The organism is Cellulosimicrobium sp. 4261, from assembly GCF_040546915.1.
GTDB classification, from domain to species: Bacteria; Actinomycetota; Actinomycetes; order Actinomycetales; family Cellulomonadaceae; genus Cellulosimicrobium; species Cellulosimicrobium cinnabarinum.
Genome location: NZ_JBEPOQ010000008.1, coordinates 54,227 through 67,382 on the forward strand (window position 1 = coordinate 54,227; position 13,156 = coordinate 67,382).

At 75.7% G+C, this 13,156-nt stretch carries 9 protein-coding genes; 5 read left to right on the forward strand and 4 right to left on the reverse strand.

Annotation, left to right across the window (positions count from 1 at the left end):
• Positions 1-39: 39 nt before the first annotated feature.
• The gene (locus ABIE39_RS11875) at positions 40-5,004 is read right to left on the reverse strand and encodes an Lhr family helicase (protein ID WP_354051893.1); all 4,965 of its coding nucleotides are present in this window, start codon (positions 5,002-5,004) and stop codon (positions 40-42) included.
• 87 nt (positions 5,005-5,091) lie between these two features.
• Between ABIE39_RS11875 and ABIE39_RS11880 the strand changes: the two genes are divergently transcribed.
• The 5 genes from ABIE39_RS11880 (at position 5,092) to ABIE39_RS11900 (ending at position 10,385) form a co-directional block, all read left to right on the forward strand.
• Positions 5,092-5,325, forward strand: a complete 234-nt coding sequence (locus ABIE39_RS11880) for a DUF3046 domain-containing protein (RefSeq protein ID WP_034655650.1) — start codon at positions 5,092-5,094, stop codon at positions 5,323-5,325.
• Between the two features lie 140 nt (positions 5,326-5,465).
• The gene (locus ABIE39_RS11885; RefSeq protein WP_354051895.1) at positions 5,466-7,661 is read left to right on the forward strand and encodes an alkaline phosphatase family protein; all 2,196 of its coding nucleotides are present in this window, start codon (positions 5,466-5,468) and stop codon (positions 7,659-7,661) included.
• Positions 7,658-8,458, forward strand: coding sequence for an MBL fold metallo-hydrolase (locus tag ABIE39_RS11890; RefSeq protein WP_175009569.1), 801 nt, complete (start codon positions 7,658-7,660; stop codon positions 8,456-8,458). The genes ABIE39_RS11885 and ABIE39_RS11890 overlap by 4 nt, the downstream gene beginning before the upstream one ends.
• A 209-nt stretch (positions 8,459-8,667) precedes the next feature.
• Positions 8,668-9,777, forward strand: coding sequence for a recombinase RecA (gene recA, locus ABIE39_RS11895; RefSeq protein ID WP_175009568.1), 1,110 nt, complete (start codon positions 8,668-8,670; stop codon positions 9,775-9,777).
• A gap of 116 nt (positions 9,778-9,893) precedes the next feature.
• Entirely contained in the window at positions 9,894-10,385 is a 492-nt protein-coding gene (locus ABIE39_RS11900) for a regulatory protein RecX (protein ID WP_255434854.1), read from the forward strand.
• Between the two features lie 87 nt (positions 10,386-10,472).
• Here the strand turns inward: ABIE39_RS11900 and ABIE39_RS11905 are convergent, their stop codons facing one another.
• The 3 genes from ABIE39_RS11905 to ABIE39_RS11915 all read right to left on the reverse strand — a co-directional run bounded on the left by ABIE39_RS11905 (position 10,473) and on the right by ABIE39_RS11915 (position 13,021).
• Positions 10,473-11,375: an amino acid ABC transporter permease gene (locus ABIE39_RS11905; RefSeq protein WP_209827630.1), complete on the reverse strand. Its 903-nt coding sequence runs from the start codon at positions 11,373-11,375 to the stop codon at positions 10,473-10,475.
• Complete coding sequence (locus ABIE39_RS11910; RefSeq protein WP_074810025.1) at positions 11,372-12,061, reverse strand: amino acid ABC transporter permease; 690 nt, start codon at positions 12,059-12,061, stop codon at positions 11,372-11,374. The genes ABIE39_RS11905 and ABIE39_RS11910 overlap by 4 nt, the downstream gene beginning before the upstream one ends.
• A 99-nt stretch (positions 12,062-12,160) precedes the next feature.
• Positions 12,161-13,021, reverse strand: a complete 861-nt coding sequence (locus ABIE39_RS11915; RefSeq protein ID WP_175009566.1) for a transporter substrate-binding domain-containing protein — start codon at positions 13,019-13,021, stop codon at positions 12,161-12,163.
• Between the last annotated feature and the right edge of the window lie 135 nt (positions 13,022-13,156).

Genomic DNA, 13,156 nt, shown 5'->3' on the forward strand with positions numbered 1-13,156 from the left:
CGCCCTCCGTGGCCGCAGGCGTGCGACGACCGGCGCACGTCAGGCCGCCCGCAGGCCGCGCGGCGTCGCGCGGAAGCCGGCGTCGAGCAGCGCGCGCACCGCGTCGTCCGCCGGGGTCGCCGTGGTGCCCGCACCGGCGAGCGCCTCCACGCCGTCGACCCGCTGGACCACGATCTTCCCGAGCGTGCCCGCCCGCACCGCGCGGACCAGCGCGGCGCTCGCCTCGGCGAGGCGCGGACCGTCCACGAAGGACAGGACCGACCGTCCGCCGCGCTCGACGTAGAGGGCGAGGTCGCCGTCGCTCAGCACGACGACGGCACCGGCCTTGCGGCCGGGGCGGTGGCCGCGCGAGCCCTCGCCGGTCGCGCCCTCGGCGCCGGGTGCCGCCGGTCCGTTCGCCGGCCGGGCGGGCCAGGGGAGCGCCGCACCGTAGGGGTTCGCCGGGTCCGTCGCGGCGAGCAGCACGGCGCCGGGACGCGGACCGCCGCGCGACGTCCGCGCGTCGGGGAGCGGGGCGAACGGGTCGGTCGCGCCCGCCGCGGCGTCGGCCTCGAGCGCACGCTCACGGTCCTGCGCGTCGGTCCGGAGCTGGTCGACCGCGCCCGGCAGCGCGAACTGCGAGCCGCCGAGGTGCTCGACGAAGTACCCGCGCCGCGCCGCGCCCGTGGCCTCCAGCTCGCTCAGCACGCGGTACACCGCGCGGAACGACCCGGCGACGCCCTCGGCGGGCGCGACGGCGCGGGTGAGCACGCCGTGGCGGTCGAGCAGCACCCGGGCGAGCGCGTGCGCCCGACGTGTCGGGTCGGGTTCGCGCAGCGGCAGCGCCGACCAGCGCCCGGCGCCGCCGCGCAGCACCGTCTCGGGTGACGTCGGTGGGCGCAGGCCCGCGAACCGGCCGCGCGCGAGCGGTCGGGCCCGGGCCCGGGCGCGCGGCGCGCGGTGGGCCCCCCCGGCAGCGCCCAGCCGTGCGCGCAGCGACCCGAGGCCGTCGTTCGTCACGTGGCCCGACCACACGAGGTCCCACAGCGCCTCGAGCGTCGGGACGGTCTCCGCGCCGGCGCGCTCGGCCAGCCGCGGGAGGAAGTAGCCGCCCGAGCCCTCGAGCAGGTCGAGCAGCGTGGCGTGGAGGCCGGTCTCGGGCGCCGGGCCCGGGTCGGGCAGCGTGAGCGGCGCCCACTCCGCGAGGTGCAGGCTGACGAGACCGTCGCCCCCGCCCGACCCGGGCAGCGGAGCGTGCCCGCACCAGACGACCTCGCCGGTCGTCGTCAGCTCGTCGAGCATCGTCGGGGTGTAGTCGCTCACGCGCGCTGGGAGCACGAGGGTCTCGAGCGCCGACGCGGGGACGGCCGCGCCGGAGAGCTGCTCGACGACGCGCAGCAGCCCGTCGACGCCGCGCAGAGCCCCGAGGCCTTGCCAGCGCGGGAGGAACACGCCCAGCGTCTCGGCGGGGACGGGCTCCACCTCGGCGCGCAGCGCGGCGAGCGAGCGACGGCGCAGGACGCGCAGCACCTCGGCGTCGCACCAGTCGTCGCCCGTGCCGCCGATCGCCTCGGGCCGCAGCCGGCCGCGCACGACGAGCCGGGCCGCCTCGAGCCGCTCGAGCGTCTGCACGACGACGGCGACGCCCAGCCCGAGGCGTGCGGCGAGGTCGGCGGCGGTGAACGGGCCGTGCGTGCGCGCGTGGCGGCGCACGAGGTCGCCCAGCGGGTCGGGGACGGGCTCCGTGAACACCTCGGGGATGCCGACGGGCAGCGCGACGCCGAGCGCGTCGCGCAGGCGGCCGGCGTCCTCCACGACCGCCCACTGCTGCGCGCGCTCGGGCGCGACCCCCGCCAGCCGCACGGGCATGATGCGGCGCGCGGCCTCGAGCTCGCGCAGCCAGGCCGCGACGTCGGCGCGCACGTCCTCGCGGGTGCGCGCCGCGACCTCGGCCTCGGTGAGCGGGCCCAGCCGGCGCAGCACGTCCCACACGTCCTCGGCGTGGCGCGCCTGCCGCTCGGGCGCGAGCGCGCCGAGCTCGGCCTCGGTCCGCTCGATCTGGGCGGGGTCGAGCAGGTCGGCGAGCTGGGCAGCGACGCCGTCGCCGCCGAGCAGCTCGGCGAGGAGCGTGGGGTCGAGCGACAGCGCGGCGGCGCGGCGCTCCGCGAGCGGGGCGTCGCCGTCGTACAGGAACTGCGCCGTGTACCCGAACAGCAGGGACTGCGCGAAGGGCGACGGCGTCGGGGTCGTCACCTCGACGAGACGCACGCGCCCGGCGGCGAGGTCGCGCATGAGGTCCGTGAGCGCCGCGACGTCGAAGTCGTCCTGCAGGCACTCGCGCGCGGCCTCGAGGACGATCGGGAACTCCGGGTACTCCGCCGCCACCGACAGGAGCTGGGCCGAGCGCTGGCGCTGCTGCCACAGCGGCTGGCGGCGGTCCGGACGGCGTCGGGGCAGCAGGAGCGCGCGGGCGGCGGCCTCGCGGAACCGCGACGCGAACATCACCGACCCGCCGAGCTCGTCGCGCACCGCGTCGAGCACGTCGTCCGGGTCGAGGAGCAGGTCCTCCACGCCGACGACGGGCGCGTCCCCGCCGAGCCCGCCCGAGCCGTCGGTCGCTCCCTCGAGCCACGAGTCCCCGGTGTCCGGGAGACGCAGCACGATGCCGTCGTCGGCGTGCATCGCGGCGGCGTCGACCCCGTAGCGCTCGCGCAGGCGCGCGGCGAGGACGAGCGCCCACGGCGCGTGCACCTTCGCTCCGTACGGCGAGTGCACCACGACGCGCCAGTCGCCGAGCTCGTCGCGGAAGCGCTCGACGACGACCGTACGGTCGTCGGGGACGCGCCCGGTGGCGTCGCGCTGCTCGCGCAGGTAGGCCAGCAGGTTGTCGCTCGCCCACGCGTCGAGCCCGGCGGTGCGCAGGCGGTCGGCCGCCGCGTCGGGGTCGGTGGCCGCGAGCGCGTCCGTCTCGCGCACCCACGCGCCGAGCGCCCGACCGAGCTCGGCGGGGCGGCCGGGGGAGTCGCCCTTCCAGAACGGCAGCCGCCCGGGGATGCCCGGCGCGGGCGTGACGAGCACGCGGTCGGGCGTGATGTCCTCGATGCGCCACGTGCTCGACCCGAGCGTGAACGTGTCGCCGACGCGCGACTCGTAGACCATCTCCTCGTCGAGCTCGCCGACGCGCTTGCCGCCGCGCGGGGCGCGTCCGCCCGCGGTGTCCGGGTCGCCCGCGACGGTCCCCGTCCCCGCGTCCGTCGCGAGGAACACGCCGTACATCCCGCGGTCGGGGATCGTGCCGCCGCTCGTCGCGGCGAGCCGCAGCGCGCCCGGCCGACCCGTCAGCCGGCCCGTCGCGCGGTCCCACACGATCCGTGCGCGCAGCTCGCCGAAGTCCTCGCTCGGGTAGCGGCCCGCGAGCATGTCGAGGACGGCGTGCAGCGACGCGTCACCGAGGTGGGCGTAGGGCTCGCTGCGCCGCACGAGCGCCGCGAGCTCCGCGACCGTCCACTCGTCGACCGCGACCATCGCCACGACCTGCTGGGCGAGGACGTCGAGCGGGTTCGCGAGCACGTGGAGCTCCTCGATGCCGCCGGAGCGCATGCGCTCGGCGACGACCGCCGACGGCACGAGGTCGCCCCGGTGCGTGGGGAACACGACGCCGTGCGACACCGCCCCCACCTGGTGGCCCGCCCGCCCGATCCGCTGCAGGCCCGACGCGACCGAGGGGGGCGCGCCGACCTGCACCACGAGGTCCACCGCGCCCATGTCGATGCCGAGCTCGAGGCTCGACGTCGCGACGACCGCGGGCAGGCGGCCGTCCTTGAGCTCGGTCTCCGTGCGCGTGCGCTCGGCCCGGCTCATCGACCCGTGGTGCGCGCGGGCGATGACCGGCTCGACGCCCGAGCTCGCGCCCGACCGCGCCTGCACCTGCGCCGCGGTGACCGTGCCCGGGTCGAGCACGTCCTCGCCCTGCCGCTCGGCCCACAGCTCGTTCATGCGCGCGGTGAGCCGTTCCGCGCCGCGGCGCGAGTTCGTGAAGACGAGCGTCGAGCGGTGGTCGGTGACGAGGTCGACGACGCGCTCCTCGACGTGCGGCCAGACGGACGGGCGCGGCGGGCGGACGTCGGGAGCGCCCGTCGGGCGGGACGTGGCCGGGCCCGTGAGGTCGCGCTCGCCGGGTGGCAGGGGCGGCAGACCGCCGTCGGACCGCGAGCCGGCGTCGGGCACGAGCGTCGCCGTCCCGAGGTCCGAGAGGTCGGGGACGGGCACGACGACGTCGACCTCGATGCGCTTGCTCGACGGCGGCTGCACGACGACGACCTCGCGCCCGCCCTCGGCCTCGGGCCGGTGCCCGCCGAGGAAGGTGGCGACCGCCTCGACAGGGCGGACCGTGGCCGACAGGCCGACGCGCTGCGCGGGTGGCCGCTCGTGCGCCTCGAGCAGGGCGTCCAGGCGCTCGAGCGACACGGCGAGGTGGGCGCCCCGCTTGGTCCCGGCCACCGCGTGGATCTCGTCGACGATCACCGTCTCGACGCCCACGAGCCCCGCGCGCGCCTGCGACGTCAGCACGAGGAACAGCGACTCGGGCGTCGTGATGAGGATGTCCGGCGGGTGCGTGGCGAGCCGGCGGCGCTCGCTCGTGGGGGTGTCCCCGGTGCGCGTGCCGACGACGACGTCCGGCACCTCGAGCCCGAGCCGCACCGCGGCCTGGCGGATGCCCGCGAGCGGCGAGCGCAGGTTCCGCTCGACGTCCGCGGCGAGCGCCTTGAGCGGCGAGACGTAGACGACGCGACAGCGCGCCTCGCGTGCCGGGGCCTCCTCCGGGGGCGCGGCGAGGATCCGGTCGAGCGACCAGAGGAACGCGGCGAGCGTCTTGCCCGAGCCGGTCGGGGCGACCACGAGCGCGTGCCGGTCGCTCGACACCGCCTCCCACGCACCGGCCTGCGCGGCGGTCGGGGCGTCGAACGCGCCCGAGAACCACGCGCGCGTGGGCGCGGCGAAGCGGGCGAGCGGGTCCGAGGTCACGCGCCCATTCTGGGGGTACCCACCCACACGCGCCCGCCCGCTCGGGTGCGCGACCGGGCGGCCGCAGATCCGTGCAAGGCTTGGCCCGTGCGCTACCGCGAGTTCTCCGAGCTGGTCGACGAGGTGTTCGGTGCGGCCCTCGGCCGCGCCTACGTGCGGGAGCAGGTGCTGTCCGCGCTCGACGACCGGACCGCCGCCCAGGCGCTCGAGGACGGGGTCGAGCCGCGCGTCGTCTGGCACGCGCTGTGCGACGCGCTCGACGTGCCCGACGCGCGGCGGTGGGGGAACGACGACCACCGCCAGGCGCCGCCGCGCCGCTGACCGGACCTGCCCCTGACCGGACCTGCCCTGACCGGAGCTGCCCTGACCGGAGCTGCCCCTGACCGGGCCGGTGCCGGTGCCGGCGCCGCGCCCGGGCCGGTCGAGGAGCGCACCCCGTCGTGCCCCGCGATGATGGCGGCATGAGCGTTCCCGCCCGCGGCCGCCGCGCCACGCTGCGCCTCACCGCCGCCGACGTGCGCGGCGCGGCCTGGTCGCTCGTCTCGACGGCGGCCGGGCTGGGGCTCGCGATCTGGGTCGTCCCCGGCGTCGAGGTGACGAACCCCTGGTCGCTCGTCCTGGCGGCGCTCGCGGTGGCGCTGGGTGACGCGCTGCTGCGCCCGGTGCTGCGCGGGGTCGCGCGCCGGTCCGGCGTCGTCGGCGCGCTCGTCTCGGGCGTGGCCGCCCAGGTCGCGGTCGCGTGGGCGGCGCTCACCTACCTCCCGGGGTTCCGGAGCGGGACGTGGACCGACGTCCTCGCCGTCCTCGTCCTCGCGGGCGTGCTCATGGCGCTCGGGCGCTGGGTCGTCGGGGCGAGCGACAACGAGTACGTGATCGGGGACCTGCTCCGGCGCGCGCGGCGCCAGGCCGGGGTGCCCCGGGGAGGCGCCGCGGGCGCCGCGGCAGAGCGCCCGGCGGGCCTGCTCGTCGTCCTGCTCGACGGCGTCGCGCGCCCCACGCTCGACTACGCCCTCCAGGCAGGGCTCGCCCCGACGCTCGCGCGGTGGGTCGGCGACGGCACCCACCACCTCACGACGTGGTGGGCCCGCGTGCCCGCGACGACGCCCGCCTCGACCGTCGGCCTCCTGCACGGGTCGACCGAGCACGTGCCCGCCTTCCGGTGGTGGTCGCGCGCGCTGGGGCGGCTCGTCGTGACGAACCGGCCCGCGGACGCGGCGGCGGTCGAGGCGCGCACGAGCGACGGCGCCGGCCTGCTCGCGGGCGGCGGTGTCGCCGTCTCGACGATGTTCTCCGGCGACGCGGCGACGAGCCTGCTCGTCATGAGCCGGGCGCGCGAGGGCCTGGGGCCCGGGCAGATGTTCGTGCACTTCTTCGCGAGCCCGTTCGTCCTCGTGCGCGCCGTGGTCGTCGCGCTCGGCGAGCTGCTCAAGGAGCTGTACCAGGGCTGGCAGCAGGCCGTGCGCGGCGTGGAGCCGCGCGTGCCGCGCCTCGGCTGGTACCCGGTGCTGCGCGCCGTGACGAACGTCGTGCTCCGCGACCTCAACACGACGCTCGTCGCGGAGCAGCTCGTGCGCGGGGCGCCCGTCGTGTGCGTCGACCTCGTGGACTACGACGAGATCGCGCACCACGCCGGACCGCTGCGGCCCGAGTCGCTGCGTGCGCTCGAGGGCCTGGACCGCGTCGTCGGGCTCTGGGAGCAGGTCGCGGCCGTCGCGCCCCGGCGCTACGACGTCGTCGTGCTCTCGGACCACGGGCAGTCGCTCGGCGCGACGTTCGAGCAGGTGACCGGCCGCTCCTTCCTCGACGAGGTGCGACGCCTCATGGCGCTCGACCCGCCCGGCGACGGGGCTCGCCCGGACGACGACGGCCGCGCGCGGGACGGCGCCGCGTCCGCCCGGGGCGAGGGGCGGCGTCGGGCGACGGCCCCGGACAGCGAGGCGTGGGGCCCCGCGAACACGGCCCTCAACGCGCTGCGCCCGGGGCAGCCGGGCGCCCGGGACGCGGAGGCGGGCCGCATGCTCGTGGGCCCGGACCGCTCCGAGCGCCGCGCGGACACCGCACCCGCCCTGCCCGAGCTGCCCGAGGTCGCGGTCGTCGGGTCGGGCAACCTCGGGATGGTGTGGTTCCCGCGCGCGCCGCGTCGCCTCACGGGCGACGAGGTCCGCGCCCGGTGGCCCGCGCTCCTCCCGGGGCTCGTCGCGAACCCGGCGGTCGGCGTCGTCGTGGAGCGCGGCCCGCGCGGGGAGGTCCGGGCGCACGGGCGGGGCGGCTCGCGCGACCTGCTGACGGGCGAGGTCGTGGGCGCGGACCCGCTCGCGCCGTTCGGGTCGCGGGCGGCGGCGGACCTCGTGCGCGTCGCCGGGCTGGAGGACGCCGGGGACCTCGTGCTCGTCTCGAGCGTCGACGAGGTCGGGATGGTGCACGCGTTCGAGGGCCTCGTCGGGTCGCACGGCGGTCTCGGCGGGGCGCAGAACCAGGCGGTGCTGCTGCACCCGGCGCACCTCGGGGTGCCCGACGACGAGCTCGAGGACGTGGACGGCACGCCGATGCTCGTCGGGGCCGAGGCGGTGCACCGCCGGCTCGTCGCGTGGCTCAGGGACCTCGGGGTGCGACCGCCGGTCGCCGAGGAGGCGCCGGGCCGGGGGAGCGTCGCGTGAGCGTCACCGTCACGTGGCTCGGGCACTCGAGCGCGGTGCTCGACCTCGCCGCGACCACCGGCGGGCCGACGGCCCGGCTCGTGACGGACCCGCTCCTGCACCGGCACGCCGGGATGCTCCGACGGCGCGGCGCGCAGCCTGCCCCGGTGTGGCGCGGCAGCGACGCCGTCCTGCTGTCCCACCTCCACCACGACCACGCCGAGCTGCGGTCGCTGCGGCTCCTCGGCGACGTGCCCGTCCTCACGGCGCCCGCCAACGCGCGGTGGCTGCGCAGCAAGGGGCTGCGCGGCGTCGGCCTGGGCGAGGCGTGGCACGCCGTGGGGCCGCCGGGGGCCGGGGTGGAGACGCGGCTCGTCACCGCGGTGCACGGGCACCGGCCGATGCCGCACCGGCCCAACGCGGCGAACGGCCACCTCGTGCGGACGACCGGCCCCGACGGCCTGCGCGTGTGGGTGGCGGGCGACACCGAGCACCACCCCGGGATGGTGCACCTCCCGGCGCTCGCGGGCGGTCCGGTGGACGTGGCCCTCGTTCCGGTCGGCGGGTGGGGGCCGCGGCTCTCGGGCGGGCACCTCGGTCCGGCGCAGGCCGCGCGGGTGTGCGCCGAGGTCGGGGTGCGTGTCGCGGTCCCCGTGCACTGGGGCACGCTGCACGCGCCCGGGGGGCAGCACCTGCCGCGCGGCTGGATGGACCACGCGGGCGCGGCGTTCGAGGCCGCCGTGCAGCGCGAGTCCCCCGGGACGCGGGTCGTCGTGCTGAAGCCCGGCGGGTCGTGGTCCGCGGACGACGCCGGGTGAGCCGCGAGGTCGCGGACACGCCGGGGCGCGTTCCGTGATCGAACACGTGTTCGGCTAGAGTTGTGCACAGGGCGCGCTCCGGCGGGCCCAGGACGCCGGTCCGGCACGACGGTCCCCAGGTCCGGGGCTCGTCGGCACCGCGTGTCGGTGGCTGCCCGTAACGTCGGGCCACAACGAACTGATGGACGTCGAACCGAAGGTGGACTGACATGCCCGCACCCGCAGACCGCGAGAAGGCGCTCGAGGCAGCCCTCGCCCAGATCGACCGGAGCTTCGGCAAGGGCTCCGTCATGCGCCTCGGCGAGGAGGGCCGCGCCCCCGTCGAGGTCATCCCCACGGGCTCCATCGCGCTCGACATCGCGCTCGGCATCGGCGGCCTGCCGCGCGGCCGCGTCATCGAGGTGTACGGCCCGGAGTCCTCCGGAAAGACGACCGTCGCGCTGCACGCCGTGGCCAGCGCCCAGCGCGCCGGGGGCATCGCGGCGTTCATCGACGCCGAGCACGCCCTCGACCCGGAGTACGCGAAGAAGCTCGGCGTCGACACCGACGCCCTGCTCGTCTCCCAGCCGGACACGGGGGAGCAGGCGCTCGAGATCACGGACATGCTGATCCGCTCGGGCGCGCTCGACATCATCGTCATCGACTCCGTCGCGGCCCTCGTGCCCAAGGCGGAGATCGAGGGCGAGATGGGCGACAGCCACGTCGGTCTCCAGGCCCGCCTCATGTCGCAGGCGCTGCGCAAGATCACCGGTGCGCTCAGCGCGTCCGGCACCACCGCGATCTTCATCAACCAGCTCCGCGAGAAGATCGGCGTGTTCTTCGGCTCTCCGGAGACGACGACCGGTGGCAAGGCGCTGAAGTTCTACGCCTCGGTCCGCCTCGACATCCGCCGCATCGAGACCCTCAAGGAGGGCACCGACGCGGTCGGCAACCGGACCCGCGTGAAGGTCGTCAAGAACAAGATGGCCCCGCCGTTCAAGCAGGCCGAGTTCGACATCCTCTACGGGGTCGGCATCTCTCGCGAGGGTGGCCTCATCGACATGGGCGTGGAGCACGGGTTCGTGCGCAAGTCCGGGTCGTGGTTCACCTACGGCGGCGACCAGCTCGGTCAGGGCAAGGAGAACGCGCGCTCGTTCCTGCGCGACAACCCCGACCTCGCGAACGAGCTCGAGAAGAAGATCAAGGAGAAGCTCGGCGTCGGGGCCAAGGTCGACGCACCGGCCGACCCGGCCGCTGGCGTGACCGTCGCGACCGACGCCGCGCCTGCCGCGGCGAAGGCACCGGCCGCGGCCGCCAAGGGGAAGAAGTCGCCGTTCTGATCGGCGAGCAGGACGGGAGCGAGGGCGTCGAGCCTCTCGACCCGCCCGAGGAGGACGACGGGCGCCGCACGGGCCGCAAGGCCGGGCGGCGCCCGCGCCCGTCGCTGCACGAGCTCGTGGAGCGCGGCGAGATCAGCGACGCCGACCTCGCCGAGCGTGCCCGCGAGACCGTCCTGCGCATCCTCACCGCAGCGCCGAAGAGCCGTGCGGAGCTCACGCAGTCGCTCGCGCGCAAGGGCTACCCGGAGCACGTCGTGCTCCCGATCCTCGACCGTTTCGAGGAGGTCGGGCTCGTCGACGACGCGCAGTACGCGGAGATGATCGTCCGCACGCGCCACGCGGAGCGTGGGCTGTCCCGTCGCGCGATCTCGACCGAGCTGCGCCGGCGAGGGATCGACGGCGAGGTCGGCGCGGCCGCGCTCGAGCAGGTCGACGACGACTCCGAGGCGGACGCCGCCCTGGCCCTCGCGCGGACGCGCCTCGCCAGGACGCGCGGCCTCGACCGCGACGTCCGCGTGCGGCGGACGGTCGGCGCGCTCGCCCGCAAGGGATACAGCCCCGGGCTGGCCTTCGAGATCGTGCAGCGCGAGCTCGACGCGGAGGAATGACCGCCCCGCGGACCCGGTCGCGGACCGGCGGGCCGCCCGGTGGCAGCGGCCCGGCGCCCGCCCGTGACCGGGCGGGCGACGGGTGCGTCAGCGCGCGGTGGACACGGCCGGCGCCTCGTCCGCGGGACCGCCCGCGACGGCTGTCGGGTTGCCGATCCCCGGGCCGGCAGCCGTGGCGCCCGCGGTGCGCCCGCTGAGGAAGCGCGAGAGCCACTGGGCCAGGGTGGTCAGTGCGTAGTTGATGACGATGAAGATGACCGCGGCGACCGTGAGCGTCTGCAGGGTGTTCCCGAAGCCGACGCCGAGGATCTGCGCGGCCCGCAGCAGCTCGGGGTACGTGATGATCTGGCCGAGCGCCGTGTCCTTGAGCACGACGACGAGCTGCGACACGAGCGCGGGCAGCATGGCGATGAGCGCCTGCGGCAGCTGGATCGACCGCAGCGTCTGACCACGCGTCAGCCCGATGGCCAGACCGGCCTCGCCCTGCCCCTTCGGCAGGTTGCCGACGCCGGACCGGACGAGCTCGGCGATCACCGAGCCGTTGTAGAGCACGAGCGAGATCACGACCGCGAGGAACGGGGCGTCCGGGACCTTCTGCAGGCCCAGCAGGAGCCAGAAGAAGATCATCATGAGCAGCACCGGCACGGCGCGGAAGAACTCGACCACGACACCGCACGCCCAGCGCACGAGCCGCACGTGCGAGAGCCTGCCGGAGCCGAAGACCAGCCCGAAGACGACGGCACCGACGATCGCGAACCCGGCGGCACGCAGCGTGTTCTGCAGGCCCGGGAGGAAGTAGTTCTCCCACGCGTTGGCCGTGAAGACGGGGCCCCACTGCTCCCACGAGAGCTGGCCCTTGCGCCCGAGCTCCAGCAGCACGAGCGCCGCTATCCCGAGCACGACCACGGCACCGATCACGTTCCCGACGGCGATGGCGCGCCGGGCGCGGGGGCCGGGGGCGTCGAAGAGGACGGACTGCTGGGTTCTCATCGGCGGACCGCCAGTCGTTGGGAGAGGGACGTGGTGAGCAGGCCGATGGGGATGACCAGCACGACGTAGCCGATCGCGAACGTGAGGAAGATCCCGTAGATGTAGTTCGAGTTGAACTCGATCATGGTCCTCATGAGCGTCGACGTCTCGGTCGTGACGCTCGCGGCCGCCGCCACGGTGGAGTTCTTCAGCAGCGCGATGAGGGTGTTGCCGAGCGGGGCGATCGCGCCGCGGAACGCCTGAGGCAGGATGACCAGGCGCGCGGCCGGCAGGAACGACAGACCGATGGCGCGCGCGGCCTCGGCCTGACCGATCGGCACGGTGTTCACCCCCGAGCGGATCGCCTCGCAGACGAACGCGGCGTGGTAGACGGCGAGGCCGATGACCGCGAACCGGAAGAAGTTCGAGGCGAAGTCCGTGGACAGGCTGATCTGCAGCTGGGTCCACACCGCGAGGACCATGAACGTCATGATGATCGTCAGCGGCGTGTTCCGCAGGAGGTTCACGTACGTCGCGCCGGCCCAGCGCAGGCTCGGCACGGGGGAGATGCGCATGAGCGCGAGCGCGGTGCCGAGCACGAGCGACAGGATCGCTGCCCAGAACGTCAGCTGGATGTTGACCCAGAACGCTCCGAGCACGTCGTACTCCTGGGCGAGCGCCCAGGTCTGGGAGAGGTAGTCACCCACGGTTCGTTGTCCTCCGGGTGGGGTCGTGCCGGGTCCTCGAGGGACCCGACGGCCGGGGGAGCGGCGCAGCGGTGCGCCGCTCCCCCGTGACGTGGACGGTCAGGCGCAGGCGTCGACCGTCGGCGGGTTCTCGCTCGCGTTCGGCGTGTACCCGGTGCCCTCGGTGTTCTTGCTCACGAACTCCTCCCAGGAGCCGTCCTCGATCATCTTCTCGATCGCGGCGTTGACGTCCTCGCAGACGTCGTTGTCCTGGGGGAGGCCGACGCCGTAGCGCTCGGTCGAGAACGGGGCGCCGACCACCTTCACCTTGCCCTTGTTCTGCGGCTGCGCCGCGAGGCCCGCGAGGATGATGTCGTCGGTCGTGACGGCGTCGACCTGGCCGGCGGTGAGCGCCGTGACGCACTCCGCGTACCCGGGGCGCTCGAGGAGCTGCACGCCCGCGGCGTACTCGTCCTTGATCCGCTGCGCGGACGTCGAGCCCGAGACGGAGCAGAGGTTCTTGCCCTCGAGCGACTCGGGGCCGGTGATGTCGGTGTTGTCCTCGGCGACGAGCAGGTCCTGCCCGGCGACGAAGTACGGGCCGGCGAACGCGACCGTCTCCTTGCGCGTGTCCGTGATGGAGTACGTCGCGAAGATCATGTCGACCTGACCGGTCTGCAGCATCGTCTCGCGCTGCGCGGACGGAGCCTCGACCCACTCGATCTGGTCCTCGGAGAAGCCGAGCTCGCCCGCCACGTAGGTCGCGACGTCGACGTCGAACCCCGTGTAGGTCGACCCGTCCTGGTACCCCAGACCGGGCTGGTCGAACTTGATGCCGATCTTGACCGTCTCGCCGCCGCCGGCGGTCTGCTCGGAGTCCGTGGTCGTGCTCTCGCCGCCGACGTCGCCGCCGCCGCACGCTGCGAGCGTGAGCGCGGTGAGAGCGGCCAGCGTGGCAGCACCTGCGTGTCGTGTGCGCATCGTTCCTACCCTTCGTGAGTGGTGGCCGTCCGACGACGGTGTGCCGCGTCGGTCGGCCGGGTGTGGGGGGCCGGGTGGCCCGGTCCGTGGTGGTCGGTGCGTGGTCGTGGTGTCGGGTCCTCCGGACCGGTCCGG